The organism is Roseobacter sp. HKCCD5988 (assembly GCF_037830355.1).
Classification (GTDB): Bacteria; Pseudomonadota; Alphaproteobacteria; order Rhodobacterales; family Rhodobacteraceae; genus M30B80.
This window is the reverse complement of the sequence record NZ_JBBLYJ010000001.1, coordinates 1,146,645-1,165,884: the sequence shown is the minus strand read 5'-3', so window position 1 is coordinate 1,165,884 and position 19,240 is coordinate 1,146,645. Positions and strand designations below refer to the sequence as shown.

18 protein-coding genes are annotated in these 19,240 nt (G+C 38.1%); 4 read left to right on the top strand and 14 right to left on the bottom strand.

The window, feature by feature from the left end:
* The first annotated feature begins 3 nt into the window (after positions 1-3).
* Positions 4-840, top strand: a complete 837-nt coding sequence (locus AAC636_RS05810) for a glycosyltransferase family 2 protein (protein ID WP_340300729.1) — start codon at positions 4-6, stop codon at positions 838-840.
* Positions 834-1,760, top strand: coding sequence for a glycosyltransferase family 10 domain-containing protein (locus AAC636_RS05805; protein ID WP_340300728.1), 927 nt, complete (start codon positions 834-836; stop codon positions 1,758-1,760). The genes AAC636_RS05810 and AAC636_RS05805 overlap by 7 nt, the downstream gene beginning before the upstream one ends.
* Here the strand turns inward: AAC636_RS05805 and AAC636_RS05800 are convergent.
* A complete protein-coding gene (locus tag AAC636_RS05800) occupies positions 1,735-2,619 on the bottom strand; it encodes a hypothetical protein (RefSeq protein WP_340300727.1) in 885 nt (294 codons plus the stop codon). The genes AAC636_RS05805 and AAC636_RS05800 overlap by 26 nt on opposite strands.
* A 250-nt stretch (positions 2,620-2,869) precedes the next feature.
* On the opposite strand from AAC636_RS05800, the gene AAC636_RS05795 reads away from it, so the two are divergent.
* Positions 2,870-3,814, top strand: a complete 945-nt coding sequence (locus AAC636_RS05795) for a hypothetical protein (RefSeq protein WP_340300726.1) — start codon at positions 2,870-2,872, stop codon at positions 3,812-3,814.
* A gap of 99 nt (positions 3,815-3,913) precedes the next feature.
* Entirely contained in the window at positions 3,914-5,794 is a 1,881-nt protein-coding gene (locus AAC636_RS05790; RefSeq protein WP_340300725.1) for a nucleoside-diphosphate sugar epimerase/dehydratase, read from the top strand.
* A gap of 6 nt (positions 5,795-5,800) precedes the next feature.
* On the opposite strand, the gene AAC636_RS05785 is transcribed toward AAC636_RS05790, so the two are convergent.
* The 13 genes from AAC636_RS05785 to AAC636_RS05725 form a co-directional block, all read right to left on the bottom strand.
* Positions 5,801-6,994: a DegT/DnrJ/EryC1/StrS family aminotransferase gene (locus AAC636_RS05785; RefSeq protein ID WP_340300724.1), complete on the bottom strand. Its 1,194-nt coding sequence runs from the start codon at positions 6,992-6,994 to the stop codon at positions 5,801-5,803.
* Positions 6,991-7,614: a NeuD/PglB/VioB family sugar acetyltransferase gene (locus AAC636_RS05780; protein WP_340300723.1), complete on the bottom strand. Its 624-nt coding sequence runs from the start codon at positions 7,612-7,614 to the stop codon at positions 6,991-6,993. Before AAC636_RS05780 ends, AAC636_RS05785 begins: the two co-directional genes overlap by 4 nt.
* The gene (locus tag AAC636_RS05775; RefSeq protein WP_340300722.1) at positions 7,611-8,210 is read right to left on the bottom strand and encodes a sugar transferase; all 600 of its coding nucleotides are present in this window, start codon (positions 8,208-8,210) and stop codon (positions 7,611-7,613) included. The genes AAC636_RS05780 and AAC636_RS05775 overlap by 4 nt, the downstream gene beginning before the upstream one ends.
* Positions 8,211-8,244: 34 nt before the next feature.
* On the bottom strand, positions 8,245-9,558 hold the full coding sequence (locus AAC636_RS05770) for an FAD-dependent oxidoreductase (protein WP_340300721.1): 1,314 nt from the start codon (positions 9,556-9,558) through the stop codon (positions 8,245-8,247).
* Entirely contained in the window at positions 9,533-10,516 is a 984-nt protein-coding gene (locus tag AAC636_RS05765; protein WP_340300720.1) for a glycosyltransferase family 2 protein, read from the bottom strand. Before AAC636_RS05765 ends, AAC636_RS05770 begins: the two co-directional genes overlap by 26 nt.
* A gap of 382 nt (positions 10,517-10,898) precedes the next feature.
* On the bottom strand, positions 10,899-12,041 hold the full coding sequence (locus AAC636_RS05760) for a glycosyltransferase family 4 protein (RefSeq protein WP_340300719.1): 1,143 nt from the start codon (positions 12,039-12,041) through the stop codon (positions 10,899-10,901).
* Positions 12,038-12,805, bottom strand: a complete 768-nt coding sequence (locus AAC636_RS05755; RefSeq protein ID WP_340300718.1) for a glycosyltransferase — start codon at positions 12,803-12,805, stop codon at positions 12,038-12,040. The genes AAC636_RS05760 and AAC636_RS05755 overlap by 4 nt, the downstream gene beginning before the upstream one ends.
* On the bottom strand, positions 12,781-14,562 hold the full coding sequence (locus AAC636_RS05750; protein ID WP_340300717.1) for a capsular polysaccharide synthesis protein: 1,782 nt from the start codon (positions 14,560-14,562) through the stop codon (positions 12,781-12,783). The genes AAC636_RS05755 and AAC636_RS05750 overlap by 25 nt, the downstream gene beginning before the upstream one ends.
* Positions 14,555-15,691: a hypothetical protein gene (locus AAC636_RS05745; RefSeq protein WP_340300716.1), complete on the bottom strand. Its 1,137-nt coding sequence runs from the start codon at positions 15,689-15,691 to the stop codon at positions 14,555-14,557. The genes AAC636_RS05750 and AAC636_RS05745 overlap by 8 nt, the downstream gene beginning before the upstream one ends.
* A gap of 15 nt (positions 15,692-15,706) precedes the next feature.
* Entirely contained in the window at positions 15,707-16,360 is a 654-nt protein-coding gene (locus AAC636_RS05740) for a LicD family protein (RefSeq protein ID WP_340300715.1), read from the bottom strand.
* Positions 16,353-16,979 carry a class I SAM-dependent methyltransferase gene (locus AAC636_RS05735; protein ID WP_340300714.1) on the bottom strand — a complete coding sequence of 209 codons (627 nt, stop codon included), beginning with the start codon at positions 16,977-16,979 and terminating at the stop codon, positions 16,353-16,355. The genes AAC636_RS05740 and AAC636_RS05735 overlap by 8 nt, the downstream gene beginning before the upstream one ends.
* Before the next feature lie 2 nt (positions 16,980-16,981).
* Entirely contained in the window at positions 16,982-17,899 is a 918-nt protein-coding gene (locus tag AAC636_RS05730) for a glycosyltransferase family 2 protein (RefSeq protein WP_340300713.1), read from the bottom strand.
* A 3-nt stretch (positions 17,900-17,902) separates the two neighbouring features.
* The gene (locus AAC636_RS05725; protein WP_340300712.1) at positions 17,903-19,219 is read right to left on the bottom strand and encodes a glycosyltransferase family 2 protein; all 1,317 of its coding nucleotides are present in this window, start codon (positions 19,217-19,219) and stop codon (positions 17,903-17,905) included.
* Between the last annotated feature and the right edge of the window lie 21 nt (positions 19,220-19,240).

The following is a 19,240-nucleotide window of genomic DNA, read 5'->3' as shown; positions in this document are numbered from 1 at the left end:
CAAATGTCAGCAAACAGCGCAGATTACAACTACACAGTCATTACAACCTGCAAGGGGCGACTACATCACCTAAAAATCACCTTGCCTTATCTAACTTCGGACCCAAAAGCAGAGGTCATAGTTGTGGACTATGACTGCCCACAAAAGACGCACGAATGGGTGAAACAGACTTTTGGAACCAGAGTCAAAGTAGTCCATTTTGAGAACAGACCGAAATTCAATATATCAATCGCACGAAACGCAGGCGCAAAGATCGCCACTCAAGATATACTGATCTTCGTAGATGCCGACGTTATTCCAATTCGACAAGCTATCGATGAAATGGCTAAAAAAGTAAACAGGAAAACCTATGTCACAATAACCACAGCGACGAAAAACACTACACCAGCTAACAAACAAACTACAGGGACGGTGGCAATGCATCGATCAAGCTACCTACAAGTCAATGGATACGACGATGTGTTTGACAGTTGGGGAGGAGAAGATTCTGATATCTACAACAAGCTAAATGAGATTGGGATTTCGAACGCCACAGTAGAAGGCAAAAACTTTTCGACAATAAATCACGATGATAGTGATCGTTTGAAATTTCACACAGAAAAAAAACTATCTGAAATAGCTAAAAAAACACGCATACTAGTAAAAATACTTGCAACAGCACGACAGGAAAAAATAAATTTAAAAAAATATCAAAAGATTGAAATATATTCAAGATTAAAATATAATAAAAACATTTTTAATAACATCCAAATTAAGTTAAATGATGGTTCCGTTAAAATATCTTGTAGACGCCGTTATATCATGATCGGCCCAATGCATGTGAAAGTAACAGAATGCTAAAAGTTTCCCTAATAAATGTGTCAAAAGGTTATACTGAAAACTTAATATTTCAAGCATTAAAACTACTGATTGATGTGGAAATAACAGATCCAAAAAATGCAGAGTTAATAATAAAAGGTCCATACAGAGAAAAGAACAAGTTTAAAAGATTAAAAAACAAACTAATTTCTAAGAAAGCAATTGTTCTATTTGACAGCGCAGAGAACACCCGGCACCTCGACACCCGCGCGGACTTTTATATAACACACGACCTAGGCGTAACCAGTGAACAACATATTCGTGTGCCCCATTGGTACAACGTCATTGACTGGCGAAATCAAGGCTTACCAATACTTGGCGAAACAAAACGGTTTGGACGCCCAATTTCAATCGATGAACTCACAAATCCGAGAAGCTATGACCAGTTTCAAAGCAGAGAGAATAGGGCAATAATTTTCGCAAGCCACCTAAGAGAACCAAGAAAAACCCTACTGGACGAAGTAGGAAAATATTTACCAATTGATGGTTATGGAATAGCTTTTGACACCACGATTAGAGACCATAATGAAAGTGGTTTTTTCAAAAATAACATTCTAAAAAAATATCGGTACAATGTTTGCCCTGAAAATTCGCTTGGACCGGGTTACTACACTGAAAAAGTGGTTGAAGCTTACGCAGCCGGGTGCATTCCAATTTATTGGTGCGATCAAAATTGCAGTATTGATTTTAACAAAAATTCATTCATCAATTCATATGACTATGTCAATATCCGCGGATATGATTTAAGTATCCTCAACAAAAAACAAAGACTGAAAAGTATGTATATACAACCGCTCATTATAGATACACCTAAGCTAGATTCAATCTTTAAATTCCTAGAGAAGCTAATAATGGCATGTAAAAATCAACACCGCACTAAATTTTCCGATCCGAAGGCATAATTCTATCCTTTGCCATTACAAATAATCTTTTATATTTTTTTCTCAAAAATTCAGCATATAATGCCTGCATTATATATCTGAATATCTTAAATCTTGATGAGCTATTGTCCTCAACAAAATATTTAAAAAACAATTTCATAGAAGTTCTGCAGCGCCCTTTAAAATGATAAAGAACAACACCTGATGGCACAGAAAATAAGTTTGGGTGATCTCTATTTGGTGAGAAATTATATTTTTTAGCATCAAATACTTTGATTATTAAATCATTTACTTTATAAAGACCACCACCTATATATTCAGACTTGCTGTCAAGAAGATCAGAAATAACAAGTTGATCGCAAAACCAACTAGCATGGTCCATGTGTTTTTCATTTATTAAATCCTCTTGCAATTGGTAAAATATTTTACCTGCATTGATCCTGGAATTATCTACAAAGAAAATCCCACTATTGTACGGCATTCTTTTATCCGGTCTAAGGGTAACGCCAATATCAAAACTTCCATCGAAAACTGCCTCAACACCGGGAGATATTAATAAAAAATCCGGGTCACAAACGACGAAATGCGGGTCCTCAAATTCATATTTACTAAAGAAAAAATTAAATTTCCTTATTACTTCTAATGTTAATTTATTTACATCGGGATCGGGAACATTAATATTCCTGAGAAAAGGACTATCAGAATGTTCATTTGAAATAAAAAAAGCCGTACCCAAGCTGGAAAAATTTTGGAATGAACGAGCAAGCAAGTCTGCCTGCTGCGGACCAGAGATAATTTGATTGATGTCAGAATTTGACGAAGAGTTTGATGGCTTAAAAAAGCATGTAACAAGGTTAATTTTTCTATGATATGCTTCCATTTTTACCTCATTTAATAATTAGTTTTTGCGCCCTTACTTCACTTATTACAAAAGAGGCAAAAAATAATATTGTGATATAAAATAAAAATAAAATAACTTGCCTAAAATATAATTTTTACTATGGTAAGCCTAAGCCCGCAAACATGATCTCTGGACACCTTAACATTGTCAATCCATGCAAATAGGTAATTTTCTTATGAAGAAAATAATTTTTTTTCACACAAAACAAATAACGTATCGAGGGGTTGATGTGGCAATTTTTGATTACGCGCACTATAATGAAGAAATATTGAATAATAAATCATACATAATAGCCCCTTCGCGCGATGATCATGATCTAAGGGTTGTGAGAAAGTATTTGTCAAGATTTAAATTATTTTTCTACGACGACGAAATCAGTTTCCAAAAAATACTCCGTGACAATAGGGCGGACTATTTCTACGCCATTAAAAGCGGCCACGATGATGGGCTCAGGGCCGCACAGGCGCAAAATTTAGTGCATGCAGTATTTCCGGGTTTTGAGGCGCACGGGGATAAATTCGCATGCATTTCAAACTGGCTTGCCAACACTTCTCCTGATATTCAATTTCCGGCAGTGCCTCACATTATAAATACACCCAAAGCATCTGGGGACTTTCGTAAATTTTTCCAAATTCCGGACACCGCAACAGTATACGGCTCCATGGGTGGGGAAGCGTCGTTCGACGTACCGTTTGCCGCCAAAGAAATCATCAGAATAGCCGAAAGCAGTTCTGATAAATTCTTCCTTTTTCTTGGAACAAAAATAAAGTTTCTTAATCCCATTTGGAAATTGCGCCTCTTTATTCAAGTATTGCGCGGAAGACTTATTTTCATTAGTCCACGAATTAATAAAAGCTTCAAAGTTAGATTTATAAACACTTGCAACGCAATGATCAGCGCACGTCGTCTAGGCGAATCTTTTGGCCTCGCGATAGGTGAATTTAGCGCATTAGGAAAGCCAATAATATTATTTTCTCATTCATCAGTGCGTGACCGAGCTCATATTGAACAACTGGGAGCCGACGGTAACTACTATACGGATTCTGCGAGTTTGCGCCAGTTGCTGCAAACGTGCGTGCTAGACCTGAAAACAAGTACCAAATATAAAAGAAAGTATAGTCCAGAACGAGTTATGGCGATGTTTGATTCTGTGTTTTTAAAAAATGATAATTAATACCGCAGAAATTACAAAAATTCAAAAAAAACCTTGCGATTGATCAATTTTTTTTGCATCCTCCGTTGACGGTTTTCGTTTTCCTGTGCAAGATTAATAATGCGTACATTACTTTGGTTTAAATCTTACTTTTTAGGCATCCCAAGGCAGTTTAAAAGGTTCATACAAATTGCATTAGACACAATTTGCATTTACTTTTCCTTTTGGCTTTTGATGGCGCTTAGGCTTGATGGCATTTCAACGAAACTAACTGCCGGATTGTTAATCATAGCAACTGTCGTGTGGGTTTTGACCCTGGCTACGCAAGCAATTTTAGGTCTGTACAAGAATGTTGTACGGTACATAGCTGATAAAGCGTTTTACTCAATATTTGTATCTTCGCTCATTAGTTTAATTACGGCTTTATTACTTAATCACATTTACGATCTATTTGTTCCAAGATCTGTGATCGTGGTCGGGTGCATATTGTTCGCAGGATTTGAGATCCTGTATCGCGTGATGTTTCGCGCAATATTCCTATCACTGAGCGGTCAAAAAAAAGTGCGTGTGCTTGTTTATGGAAATAAAGGAATCCCTGAGGTTGTTAGCGCACTTAGGCAAAGTAAAACTTACACGCCATCAGTGGTAATCTGTGACGAAAAAGGCTTTGAAAGCGGATTGATCTACGGTGTACCAGTAAGATCGCCCAGTGACCTATCAAACGCGGTAAAAGATCATTCAATCGAAATCGCTGTTTTTACTGCTGATGACATCAATGCTAACCAAAGTCGGAAGATTCTATCTGAACTTGTGTCATTGGGTATCACTGTCAGGACACCTCCAAGCCTTGATGAAATGATTATAAAAAATGATATTGTTGCTGATTGGAAGAGGCTGTCGATTGAAGATCTAGTCCAACGCGAGCAACTAGTTACCATACCAGAACTCCTAGATGGAAGTATTAAGGGTAGAAGAATACTAGTGACGGGAGCAGGCGGAACGATTGGAAGCGAATTATGTAAAGTAATTCTAGAGCACAACCCCACGACTTTGGTGCTACTCGATCACAGTGAGTTTGCTCTGTACAGAGTTTCTGAAACAATTCTCAGCGCTATGCCTAACATTAAAAACTATACTGACGTGGTCTTCAAACTCGGGTCAGTTACCAATAGGCCGCTTGTGTCTAAGTGTATTAGCGAAAACCGAATAGACACTATCATTCACGCAGCAGCATATAAACACGTTCCTATCGTTGAGGCCAATCCGTTGATAGGAGCATGCACTAACATTGTCGGAACCTCTATTTTAGCGTCTGAGGCGGCAAAACTTGGCGTGTCAAATTTTACGCTTATTTCAACAGACAAGGCCGTGAATCCAACTAATGTAATGGGAGCTACAAAACGATTTGCCGAGCTGATAACGCAATTTTATTCTGAAAAGTACCCCACAACTAAATTTTGTTCGGTGAGATTCGGCAATGTAATGGGCTCTTCTGGATCCGTAATTCCTAAATTTGAAGAACAGTTGAAATATGGTGGCCCCCTTACAGTGACCCACCCAGATATAACGCGATACTTCATGACTAAAGAAGAGGCAGCAGCCCTCGTTTTACAGGCCAACGCGCTTCCCGAAACAGGACACATTTATGTTCTCAAAATGGGTGATCCAGTGAAAATCGCTAGCGTTGCCAGATCATTAGCGCTGGTGAACGGATATTCCACTTACACAAGCGATGGTGGTTTCAAACACCAAAATTTAGTCAAAATTAAGTTTACCGGCTTGCGACCTGGTGAAAAGCTCCATGAAGAGCTTTTCTTAGACCCTGCTCCTGCAGATACCCAGCATCCAATGATAAAACGAGAAACGTTCCAGCTTCCAAATCTGGCGGGATTCTCAAAATGGGAACAGGACGCAATCGATGCTATCGAACAGGATAATACTGACAGTCTTTTAGATATTTTGAAGAACGCACCACTCAATTTTGTAAAATCAGAAAGTTAGCACTCTTCAGCTACAAACATCGTTTAGAACACTACACGTTAAATCTATGTTAGCTTTTGTTAGAGTTGGATGGCATAAAAACATCAGGCTAGTTTCACCTAATTTTTTTGAAATTGGCAGACGAGTTTGTAAAGCTTTATTTGACCTTGTGAAAGCCTGTTCAAGGTATATTTCTGGGCACGATCCTGTTGAACAAGGTACACCTCTCGCTCTGATTTCATGCAAAAACCTATCCCTAGTGCTAGCGCCTGCCCTGACAAACACATAACATTTATACGCGGCGTTTCTGCATGAAGCCGACGCATCACAAAACTCTACATTGCACCCATCGCAGCTCAATTTTGGAACACGCAAAGTTGAGCACGACGCTGCTGCTGACCATATTGCGGAACAGTTTTGATTTCGAATTTTATTCCAACGCTCTAATTTATTTAATTGCATGCGACCAATCACGGCCTGCATCTCAGTCATGCGGCCGTTAGTCCCAAAGGTATCATGTAGCCAACGAAATTCAGAACCATTGTGAATTTCATTAACTTTCTCATAAGATTTTCCATGATCTTTCAGGGACCACATCTTAGTCCAAAGATCTGTCGAGTTAGTAGTAATCATACCTCCCTCACCGCCTGTAGACATTATCTTATCCTGACAAAACGACCAACACCCTACGTCGCCAATACCGCCGACGGGCCGCCCCTTATACATTGCTCCATGGGCTTGAGCGCAATCTTCAACAACGTAGATATTTTTGTTTTTGACAAGAGATAATATTGGATCTAGGTCGCACGGAAAACCAGCCAGATGAACACACAAAACTGCTCGTGTCCTAGAAGTAATCAATGGGGCAATCGTTTCTGCCGTTATATTTTGAGTATCAGGATCTACGTCAGCAAAAATTGGCACTGCACCTGAATTTACAATTGCAGAGGCAGATGCAAAAAAACTACGTGCGGTTACAATGATTTCATCGCCTGGAGAAATTCCTATACTTGATATTGCTAATTCGAGGGCCACGGTTCCATTTGATACGGCTATTGCGTATTTTGATTTACAATAGGAAGCAAATTCTACTTCAAAATTTTTACATTCTAGCCCAGTCCAATAATTTGTTTTTCCCGATTTAAGCACATTTTGAACGGCAAGCAGTTCATCATTTGAATGAGCCGGCCAACTCGCAAAATTGTTTCGATCTAGCTTCATTTTAGGCCCCTTACACGTCCAGGAACACCATAAACTTTCGAACCAGCTGGGATATTTGACACTACTACTGATCCTGCTCCAATTAAAACATCATCGCCGATTTCAATCTCCGGACGGACCACACACCCAGCGCCAATCAGCGTCCTATTGCCAACCTTAACACTTCCACAAATCGTAGATCCTGGCCCAATGTGAGAAAAGTTTCCTATTGAGCAATCATGCTCAATGATAGAGCCAGTGTTTAATATTGTTGCTTTTCCTATTGCGGCAAAAGAATTGACCACAACCCTTGGACCTATGAAAGAACCCAGACCCACCATCGACGAATTACTAACAACAGAAGAACCAGATCTTAACGATATAAGTTTCGCAGATCTATTCAAAGATAATACGATACGCTCACGGGTGTGGTTATCACCAATAGCAACGAAAAATGAATCCACTGTACCGTGAGAACTTTCAACCATTGATAGACTTCCAAGTATATCTTTCCCTAGATGTGAAGTTCTCAACGGAAAATCGTCATCCCAGTAAAAAATGCGTTCCCATCCACGCTCTATGGCGACTTCTGATACGACTTTTGAGTGTCCACCAGCGCCTAATATCCCTAATGTTTTCATCCCTCCCCTCCTTTGAATTCCTCGACAATCGTATTTTGGGGGCTATTCACTCCATAACGCTTCGCAACCGCTCCAATAGTTAAAAAAATAATTTTCAAGTCCAAACAGAAAGACCAATTTTTTACATACCATACGTCGTATCGAAACTTCTGGGACCAGGTAAGCGCGTTTCTACCTTTTATCTGAGCCAAGCCAGTGATTCCGGGGCGAACAGCAAGACGCATACATTGATAAGAGGAATAAAGCTGATTGTAGTGTGTATATAGCGGTCTTGGCCCCACTAAACTCATGTTTCCTATTAACACATTTGCTAAATTAGGTAGTTCATCAAGACTGCTGGACCTAAGAAGTGCGCCTAGTTTTGTAATCCTTTCGTTGTCTGACATCAAAATATTATTACAATCAACTTCATTACTCATGGTCCTGAATTTATATATTCTAAAAGGGTTCCCAAAATGGCCTGCACGAGTTTGGATAAAAAAAATAGGCCTACCCATAAAAAGATAAACCAACAAAACCAAAATCAAAATTAATGGAGAAAATACCATTAACAAGATGATAGCGACACTGAAGTCAAACAAACGTTTTAATAACATATAAAAATTTAAATCCTCATGATGAAACCGCGCTCTATGCCATAAGCTCGTGATAAACTTTCTTGCCCTCTCGAACCGCATAATTAGTGCCGCGATCTTCTGGAAAAATTTGTTCCATGGAAAGGACACCCCAGTCCTCAAACATATAGGGAAAGAAATACCGATATTTCGAACTGGAGATCACTGGTTGCGTTTCAATTGCTCGGTTTACAATACATTTTTCCAATGTGACTTGGTTTTGACTAATGTGAGGGAAATGGTTGGTGATAAACGAAACAGCGTTTTCTATTAAGTCACCATTTGATAGATTATAGAAATCACTATTGGGAGAAATATAGCGACTTAAATATACGATATGTCTACCATCATAATGTTCGCGGCTCACGAGATTAGTGTGTTCTATCACCGCAACCCAGTCAGAAGAACTAGAGCAATTGGAAAGCCAATAAAACTTTGAAATTGGGGCCTCAAGGGTTAGCGCAACACACACATTGGCCATAGACTTAAATTCTGAATACTTTTGTCTGACGTCATTGGGCAGCCAATCTTTCATAAGCGTCAACGCAGAACGACGTGAACTTACTAATATTTTGTTTGAAATAATCTCAGATCCATCTGAACACTTCAAATGAAAAAATTTATTTTCTTTTACAACATCTAATACATTAATTCCAAATTCAAAGTTACATCCTTTACTTCTTACAAAATCAACAACGTCATCGACGCATTTTTGAAATCCACCCGCATAATAATAGAGGCTTTCACCCTTGCCTGATGAATTTCTAGATCTTAAATTAATCTTTTTATAGATCCATGCTGCGCTTATTTCTTCAGCGTACTTTTCAAACTTAGAACGCAACAATGGAGCCCACAACACATCATATACTTTGCGTCCACATACAAAACTTATGAAGTTTTTTGCGGTGATACGATGCAGAAAATGCGGATTTAATGGCAACCAGCAAATTGCCAAGAACAATAAAAATCTAAATTTTGATATTATACCAAATAATGGAAACTTAAACAGAGCAGACGCACTATCTAGCTTAAAACAACCAGAATCTGTAAGCACCCCCGTTTCCACCTCACATTTAACAATATTCTTTTCTAGGTTTAGCTCTGAAAGAAAATCAAATATATGAGAGTCACTTTCAAACCAATGATGATAAAAGTTATCAACGCTCCAATCAGATCCAATTTCGGTGCCAGATGCTAGCCCTCCAGCCCTTAAACGCGCCTCAACAACACAAACTGCTTTACCATTTTTAAGGGCTTCATGCGCAGCTGCCAGACCCGCAAACCCTCCCCCAATCACAACCAAATCAAACGGAGTGTTCGCTACTGCCATCGATGATCTCTTTAACAATGTACACGGGCCGCCCTTTGCTCTGCTCAAAGATCATACCAACATACTGACCTAGAACTCCAAGCGCAGCCATTATTAGACCGGAAAACATGGTATTTACAATAAACATCAAGGTCCAACCCGGCACCCAAACGTCAGTAAATAGCCTTGAAAGCAATGCATAAATAACAAAACTCAGAGACAAAGACACCACACTTACGCCGAGAAAAAATAACGCATTTAGTGGGGCCAACGAAAATGACAGAAGACCGTTACGTGCTAGCATCAACATTTTGTTAATGGTAAACTTTGAGTTACCTGATAGCCGCTCGCGTCTATGGTATCCGTGTGGAAGTTGATTGAAACCCAACCAAGGCACCAGGCCGCGCGTAAACACGTGATAATCTTTCACGCGCACAAGAGCATTAACAACAGGCCTCTTCATCACCCTAAAGTCACCCTTCTGCACATTGAAGTTATGACCCGACAACTTCTTCATAAACTTGTAAAATACAGAAGCCGTAACCAATTTTGCATAGGTCTCACCTTCTCGCGAAAGCCGATCACCATAGACGACTTCAACTTCCCCATTAGCGCGCAGCTCATCAAACATTTCAAAGAGCACCAACAGCGGATCTTGCAAATCGATGTCAATCACACCCACAAATTCGCTCCGTGACCTCTCCAAACCACACCACAGTGCAGCCTGGTGACCAAAATTTCGTGATAATCTTACCTTTTCTATCACAACATGCGAATTTTCCTTAATATTTTTAATAATCTCCCAGCTACCATCAGTGCTACCATCATCTACAATTATAAGGTTGACAAAGAAGGGAACTTCTCGCGACGCATTGATGGCCACTAATTCGTTGAAGAAATCCAAAATTCCCTCACGCTCATTAAAACAGGGCGAGACTATATCCACCGCGACCAAATCTTTAGAACGAGTTCTTTTCATTAGAAACTACCAATTTTTACAATGCTTAATATTATAATTTATAAAAAACTGCAAGCTTGCAGCAACTGATACAGAAACGAAAAATGCCAACAACTGTGCCGATCCTAAAACCCTCAACATACTATAAAGCCAGGACGCTAAAACGGCGATAATGATATAGCCAATGATCAAGTAAAAAAAGAATTTAAATGGAAGACCCTTGCGACCCAAGACAACTCTTTGATTTAGATAAATTGAAATTATCATTGCTATTGCAGTAGATCCTAGGAAGCTAGGATAGTAAGTAAAAAAATTTTCTAAAATATTTAATAATAAGAAGTGCGTTATGGTAACAAAAATACCAACCGAGATCCAGCGCAGGAAAGTTGAAAACTTTGTGGGATTAAATTTCATTCCCCCCCCCAATAATATCAAATATTTTTTGTTCTTGCACAGATGCGTCGAAATTTGATTCTGCGATAACTCTACTATTAGCCCCCATTCTGACGCACTCACTTGGGTGCTCGATAAAGTAACAAATAGCATCAACAAGCGCGTTGATGTCGCCAATTCCAACTTTGAACCCGTTATACTGATCAATAACTGTTTCTCGACAGCCAGGAACGTTTGTAGTGATAACAGCCCGCCCCATCGCCATAGCTTCTTGAGTTGACCGAGGGTAACCCTCCCTGTGGGAGGGAAGAACGAACACAGACGATTCCTCTATATACGGACGAACATCTTGCACCTTACCATGTACTATAATTTCGCCGCGCGTTACCGCCTCAGTTATTAACCCATCGAGAAATTTGGAAGTTTTTGAAAAATCAACCCCACCGATAAATGTAAAAGAAACGCAAGGGTATCTTTTTTTGACAATTTTAATTGCCTGCAAATATTCATACAGCCCCTTATCCCAAATCAATCTTCCAACATACAGGAAATCAATTCTTTCGACCTGAGGAACAGTATATAAAAAGAAACGAAGATCTACGCCAATAGGACCTACTACGGAATGATTTTCTGTAAAGACTGAGGGAAATTTAAGATCTTTTATGTCATCAAAATTTAAAAACAAAACATGACTGGCTCTTAAATGCGCCAAAATTAGTAACGGTTTCAATATAATTCTTAATAGAAACCTTATTAAAATTAACCTCAAAATAAATTTCGGTGAGTAAGTAAAGGCAGATCCTAGTCCTTCCACTAAAAAAATTAATTTCAACCTGCTGTTAAAAAGAGATGCAACAGTAGATAGGATAATCGGCTTCAAGAAAAAAGCAAATAACACATCTGGTTCTATTTCTTTTATTTTTTTATAAATATTACATATGGTACGAAGATCTGATAAAAAACTGAATTGGGATCTTGATATCTTCAAACTATGAACGATTACTCCGAGTTCTAATAGCTTGTTAAGTTCATCTCTTGAATGGTTATTCACAAGCACATGGACTTCGACATTATTTAATACCAGTTTTTTGATCAATCCACTTCTAAAAAGTAGAAATGATTCAGCTATAGCTCCCACCATAAGTAACTTCATGTTTTCTTAAGACCTATACGACCATGTATTTTTAAATATATTAGTCTGACCAAAGAACAAACAACGCCTAAGCCCCAAATAAATCTAAAGTTTTCAAAAAATACTTTTACTTGCACCTGCAGCACACTGACATATGCGCGATAATTTTTTCTAAATCCCGAGACTCCTTGTTCTCCATAATTCACAAATTTTTCATTTGTTAACAAAAAATGCCCGCCCTGTTGTCCCAAAATGCGAACCCACAATTCGTAGTCTTCGGCACCAAACACTGATGAATAGTTTCCGGCAAGCAAGATGCTGCTTTTCCGCACAAGGACAGATGGATGGGTGATAATATTTCTCAAAGCAAGATTATTGAGTTGAACTATTTTTATGTTCTGTATTTGCCCCCTAGAGCTGGAAACAAGGTGAGCACTTTTATCAAACTCTAATAACTCGACTTGCTTCGCAATGCGATCATCCGGGCAGGTATCATCGGAATCAATTCGGGCGATGAATTCGCCTTGCGCCAAAATAACTCCATACGCTAAGTTTCCCCCCAACCCTTTGATCGGGGAGGAGATTATCTTCAATCTGTCGTCGGAACCAAAGTGTGTATCAACCTTCTCTCTGAGAAGATCACTTTTGCTACCATTGCATATAACAATAACCTCTTGGTCCACAAAAGTCTGGTCTAAACATGATTGAATCGCATCTATTCCACCGCTGTGATCGAGCGTATGAATACAAATTATCCAACTTACTCGAGGGTTGGCGATAGCCATAGTTTGTCTCGCTCAATATCAAAATCGCTAGGCATAATATAATTCGCCGGCGCAATTACAACGTGGTTGTCGTGGTTGAAGCGGCCAATTGCTGCACCCCACCAACTAAAGGTGCTATTGGCGATTATGCCACCAACACAGGCCGACATAAGTTTTAGTTCCGCCAATACATCATTGCACGAGTTTAACGCACTAACGTTGATACACTCAACAGAAATCAGAGGTGAGACATGTTTTTCAGACCACTCTACATCATCTGTAAAAATCAAAACTTTCCTTACATTTTTAATATAACGTAAAAGGAGCTCCATCGATTTCCGATAATAATCCACCCCTAAAACAGTGTGAAAACCCTCGGACTGAAGGTAATCACCACGACGAATATGCAAGAAAGCAACACCGCCACGCCTCACATCAAAGAAAATTTCCTCTAAAGTTCCATTAAGAGAATAACCCGCCAGAAAGTTAGTGATGTCTGTCAACGTCTCATCCGAAATATTAAGTTCGTGCCAATAGCCAAAATAAATCCTCGGAAGAACATAACCAGCATGAGACTTATTGATCATGACCAGTTCACTATCTCCGATAACAATACTGTTAAAACCTAGACACCGCGACAACCTCGATAGTATCCGAAAAAATCGAATTTTATTAAAACTCATACCATTAAATAATTCAAACTTAGAGATTATTTTATCAATCAAAAAGCTACGATGAGATGAAAAATCTTCTTTATAAAAGCTAAGATTAATAGCTGGCAACCCTTCATCAGTTTTCAAATAAGATCTTAAAAAATTATATTGAAAAAGCTGGTTTCCCAAACCACCATGAAACACGAATATAACCGATGAGAAATTTATATTATATTTTAAGTATCTCAACAGCCTCCGTATTTTGTAAGAAAAAAAACAGTACATCTTGAACAAAACCGGATGTAATTGAAATTTTCTTTTAAATATATAAGAAGTTGATAAATCTGATTTATGTGTGAGCTTATGTAGAGGAAAACAAGATATAAAAAGTGTTTGCGCCGTGCTCCTATAATTATAGCTCAAATAGCGCGCCGCCTGCAAACATGGCAGTGCAGAAAGCTTTGGCATATTTCGATAGAGATCTTTAAATTTTGGATCGACTATCACCAAAGCTTCATAGATATGGTGAAACCAATAATAACTAGGGAGTTCTGAATTATTCTGCCACCAAAAACTCAAAACTTTAGATAACATTTCTGCTTCATAAGAACCGACTGGTGATTTAATAAACCATGACGAAACTATGTGATTATCTGACCGAGAAAAAACGAAAAAGTTTTCCTTGGAGTTTGGAGCTAGTGTATCGATAGGGCTTGTGGCAAGGACTGTAGCATCCACCCAATATCCACCGTAAAGCCTAAGCAGCTCAACACGAAGAATATCGGAAAAATGAGCGATGTGATCATTCTTAACATTGAAAATTTTTGGAGGAAATTTCACAAACCTATTTATATTTTTATCATCGACGAAATTAATAACAAAGTTCTTATTATTGCTCTTTAAAGTATCAAAGCAATATTGCACAATTTTGGGTGCATTATCGTAACCATCAGACCAGTAAAACCATATTATTTTTGGCACTTCAGAGGACGGCAAACAATGCGATTTAGTGTCAACTTGATCTATACACTCCCGGACGCAACTTAATGCTTGCATCCTCGCATACCAATGCCGGCTACCAAAGCGTTGCATCTTTTCCAGTATCGGAAGATCAGAACTAATCAATGAATAATTTCCTTGAGTTATCAACAATGATCTTTCCATACATGCGTAACTGGTCCTTCCTCACCTTAGACATTAAATAGCCTATGCCAAACGCAAGCACACTCAAATGGATACCGAATCTCCCATTCCAGCCAACGTAATCCCGTAATACAACCAATGATATGCCATCATTGTGCGCCATATAGGTAGCTGAAGCAATAACAAGATAAAATATAAACCAAGTGTTCCAATAAATGATTAAAAACAAAACTGGTATCACTAAATACTGAAGCGCAACCGCTGAGCTAAAGATTAACGTAAGAGCAAGGTAGTTCAAAAAAATTTCAAGCGGTGAGTGCCTTCTCAAAAGAAATCCACATACAAACAATGAACCAAGAAACAAAATAAATTTAGGCACAAACACATATAAAGAATAAGGGACTACAAATGACCAAAACGGTGCATTATTAAATGATCTGTAGGCGAATACGTTCGTTATTACTCCGTTCGCACCCTCTGGCAAAAATGGAATAAATGAAATAAAAAACAACCCATATGGGACCAATAAAAAGCAGATTTTTTTGAAAAGGTTTCGTTCCGACATAAAAAACCAAATTGGAAGCATAAAAAGAATATGTTTAATGGATAGACTGAGTCCCAGAAATACAAGCCCAATAATAAACGAAGAATTGCTGCGTGAATTAGAATAAATAATAACAGAAAGCAGCCCAACCATTATAGCAAAATTATCAAACTGCCCATGATATCCAGAAACAAATATCGAAATTGGATTTAAAAAGAAAAAAGCCCCATAATATCTCCCGAATTTTTTACTCACAATGACGCAAATAATAGCATCAGCAATAGTAAGTAGCGAGGTTATGAGTATTCTGAAGTTATTTATATCCGTGATGTTCAATAATTTAGTAAAAAATGCTAGCGCATAACCCCAAATTGGTCCATAATTATATTTATCTGTAGCTGCGTATAAATTTTCACCAGAGATAATGTAATTCACAGTATTCCAAAAATTGACAATGTCGACGTTATACCCAAGCGCCGACAATGAAAACCTAAGAAAAACGCCGAGACTTAGGGCCATTAAAAGGATGAAAAATTCCCACGAATATATTTTATCATTCTTAGCCACTTTAACCCCCAACCTTTAAATTTTAAAATTGGATACAAACAAGTGAGCTCTCTTTTTGAGGGCCATATAAATATATCTTAAAATACCAATTCTTACCAAACACGGCTTATTTTCTTTAACTTCCATAATATACTGATTTCCCTTTGAAAGAGGGGTTTTCCAGTCATCACCATATAGCCAAGCCACAACATTTTTGCTTTGTTTAGGAATTTTAACATTCAAGCCATTTGAAAACACAAAATCACTTAATGGAAAAACAAGATTTTTCGGGATGTGGATGTCAAAATTCTCATTATGAACTTCAGAGAAGCCTCTAAAATTCCACTTCTCTACAATGTAATCACACTCTTGATCATCAACATAAAAATAAAAATCAAGTTGTGACTTATATCCAGAAATATTGTTTTTACAATTGAGAAAGTAACCAGTCTTGTTTATTTCTTTGGAAAAGTCGACATCAAAAGGACATTTATCACTCTTCAATATCGCAACAACTTCATCATAAAATTTTATATCGACAAGCAGGTCGACATCATCATCATACAAAAGTAGATTTTTCTCGCGAACAACACCAAGAAGACTTCCAAAAAATAAAAAAAACGGTATCTCGGGCATTAATTCTGATATTATTCTTAAGTTCTCAAGGTTGATGGAACGTGTTTCAAACATCGGCTTGCTTTCGTGAAAAAATAATTCTATGGCATACAGGGTTATCGTCGCCATGAATTGCAAAATTTCGACCGCTCTTAAGTTCAATAATATTGAACATTCGCTTAATCTTATTTTCTAAATAATCCCTAGAATATAACATCCTAAAATGCTTTTCACCTATAGAGCTTTGAAAATTCGTGGCAGATTTATCTTGGTCGGTCACGCCTTCGGTGCCCCTTGTCTCACCATATATGACTGCCGTGGGTGCGGAGTAGTATAACTGCTCTAGAAATTCGTCAAAGGCCTGCTCTGTCATAGCATGAAAAACAAACCTGCAATAAATATTGTCAAAACCTTTAAAGTCAAATTTTTCAGCCGATGCTTTATAGAACTGAAATATTGGGTTTTGAACTTGAATATTCCGATCTATTGCGGTGACATTAAGTTCGTTTTGAGCAAAGTATGTAGAGTCTCGTCCGTTACCGCAGCCCACATCTAAGAGACTGCAGCCTTTCCAATTTGGGATTCTTTCACGTATGTCACGCAAAACATACTGCGAAAATGCACTTGGGCCCGTCGGAATATATGAATTTTTCTTATAAAAATCCTGCCAATATTTATCAGATTCGTTAATCATTTTCACCTTCCAAAATGCCTTAATATGCGGCGAACTAGTTCCTTAAATTGAGGATTAAAACAACTCATAACTGAACGCCAAATAGCCCTACGAAAACAGATCCACAGCACAACGAATTGTTGCCACAAAGGCATGATCCCCACCAGCCGTGGGCTATAGGACATGTTCGCTGCATTCAACATTACCTCATGGTCGTGAGAACTAAAAGCGTCTTGGATTAACCGACATAAGTCGCTCAATTGATGAGCACGTGCTTCGAACGACCAAAAAGTAGCCCCAGAGGAAGTTTTCAAACCAGTCGGACGGTTAAAACCAATTCTATCAAGGACTATCGGAATAAAGATGCAGTTTTTTTCATCCGCCAACATATACAGCATCAGCGCTGTTTGGGGGTAGAATGAACAAAATGAGCAACCGGAATCGATCCGTTGAGAGACCTTATCAAGGTATTTTCTAGCCGTACTAACTTTAAAAATTAAGCCAGGTGCGCGCGATGAAGCCTGCATAAACTCATAATTTTTAATTTCACGGCACTGCTTAACACCTCTGTATCTATTCCCCGAAATGTATGAGAGTGGAGATGCAAAATCTGCATTCACCCGCTCCAGGTATTTTATAGCTCGTTTCACATTATGAACAACCAGCTCGTCATCATCAGCCATCAATACAACATAATCTGCAGATGTCTTCCTTAGAGCGTAAAGTATATTCTTAGAAAAACCTAAGTTAGTTAAGTTTCTGCGCAACACAACATTAAGGTATTTGAAATTAAAAGAAGCAATTTTATTATATTGTGACTGACTACAATCATCAAAAATTTCTACTTTTATTCCTACAGAATCGCAAACATCAATTTTAGTCAATTGATTGAGAAGATCTTCTTCACGATTATAAGTTGGAATAACTACAGAAATGTTCATTGGTTAATTACCATCAAATAAATTGACAACCGACCAAACGTCTACTTTCTTAACACCCTTTGCTGCCAGCATTGCTAGCCTATGAGCGCCATCAAAGACCACAAAATACGATTCATCAACTTTATTCATGGTCGAAATTATAAATAAATCACATGGCGCGCATTCCGATAACTCTCTCATCATGATTGACTTTTTATACCTATAATCATCAAGATCTTTTATTACAAAATTATTTAATATATAGTCAAAGTATTGTTTTTCTCCATTGCTTGATATGGTTCCATTGATTACTGACAGCGCCCACTGGTAATGAGGGGTTTCAAAAGTACTTAATAGTTTAGCACCACCATCATCCAGTATTCTTACTAGCACGTTATCAATATCCACAGTTCCACGATAAAAACAAATTTTTTGCTTTTTATCATCAATTTTTATATTTTTAAAAATTATTTTTCCTGTTGTAAGAAATTCACAAGAAATATACTTGATAAAAACGGAGCACATACGGTAAATTTTCTTACAAAGGACAGCCCTATCTTTTATTGCACTGAGCCACCAATAAAAAGGTAACGTATTTCGAACCTTTGCCCACATCGGAATTTTTTTTGATTTACTTAAGCTTGAAAATTTTTGTAGGGCGGAAAAATTTTCATTTTGAAATCCACCCCTTATACACCTATTGCTAAGTTGGTTTTTATGAATACGGCTTCCATATAGCACCTTGTTAATTAAAAACAAATTTTTGCCCTGTGACATCCTCATCCACATCTCAAAATCAAATGAACATTTGAATTTTTCATTAAAATAAGTGCCAGTATTTTTAAATGAAACAGCCTGAGGGCCACCAATCCAATTTCCTTGTTTGAAAAATTTTTCGTGGGCCTTTTCTGGGTCAATTATTCCATCAAATCCAAAATAATCATATCCACGATAAATTTCTGAGTACCCGAAAGCCCGTTCAAAAGATGAAACTAATGACACGTTAGGATAGCGAAGCCACACTTTATGGTGCTCTTCAAGGCATAAAGGAAACAAGTAATCGTCGTGCCCGAGGGGCTTAATATATTTGCCCCGCGCTGACTGAATAAGGAAATTAAAATTCGACACTGCCCCTTTGCGAGGCCCATGCAAAATTCTGACTCGCGGATCACTCAGGTTTTCAAGATAAGATAGCGTGGTATCATCTGAACCATCGTCGCTTACAATTAGTTCCCAGTCAGAGTAAGTTTGCCGAATAACAGAAGCTACTGTTTCCTCAATAAATTCCCCCGATTTAAAGGTTGGCACAATTACTGAGAATACTGGAGGCTTTTCACTCATTTTTGAAAGTTCCTGAGGAGC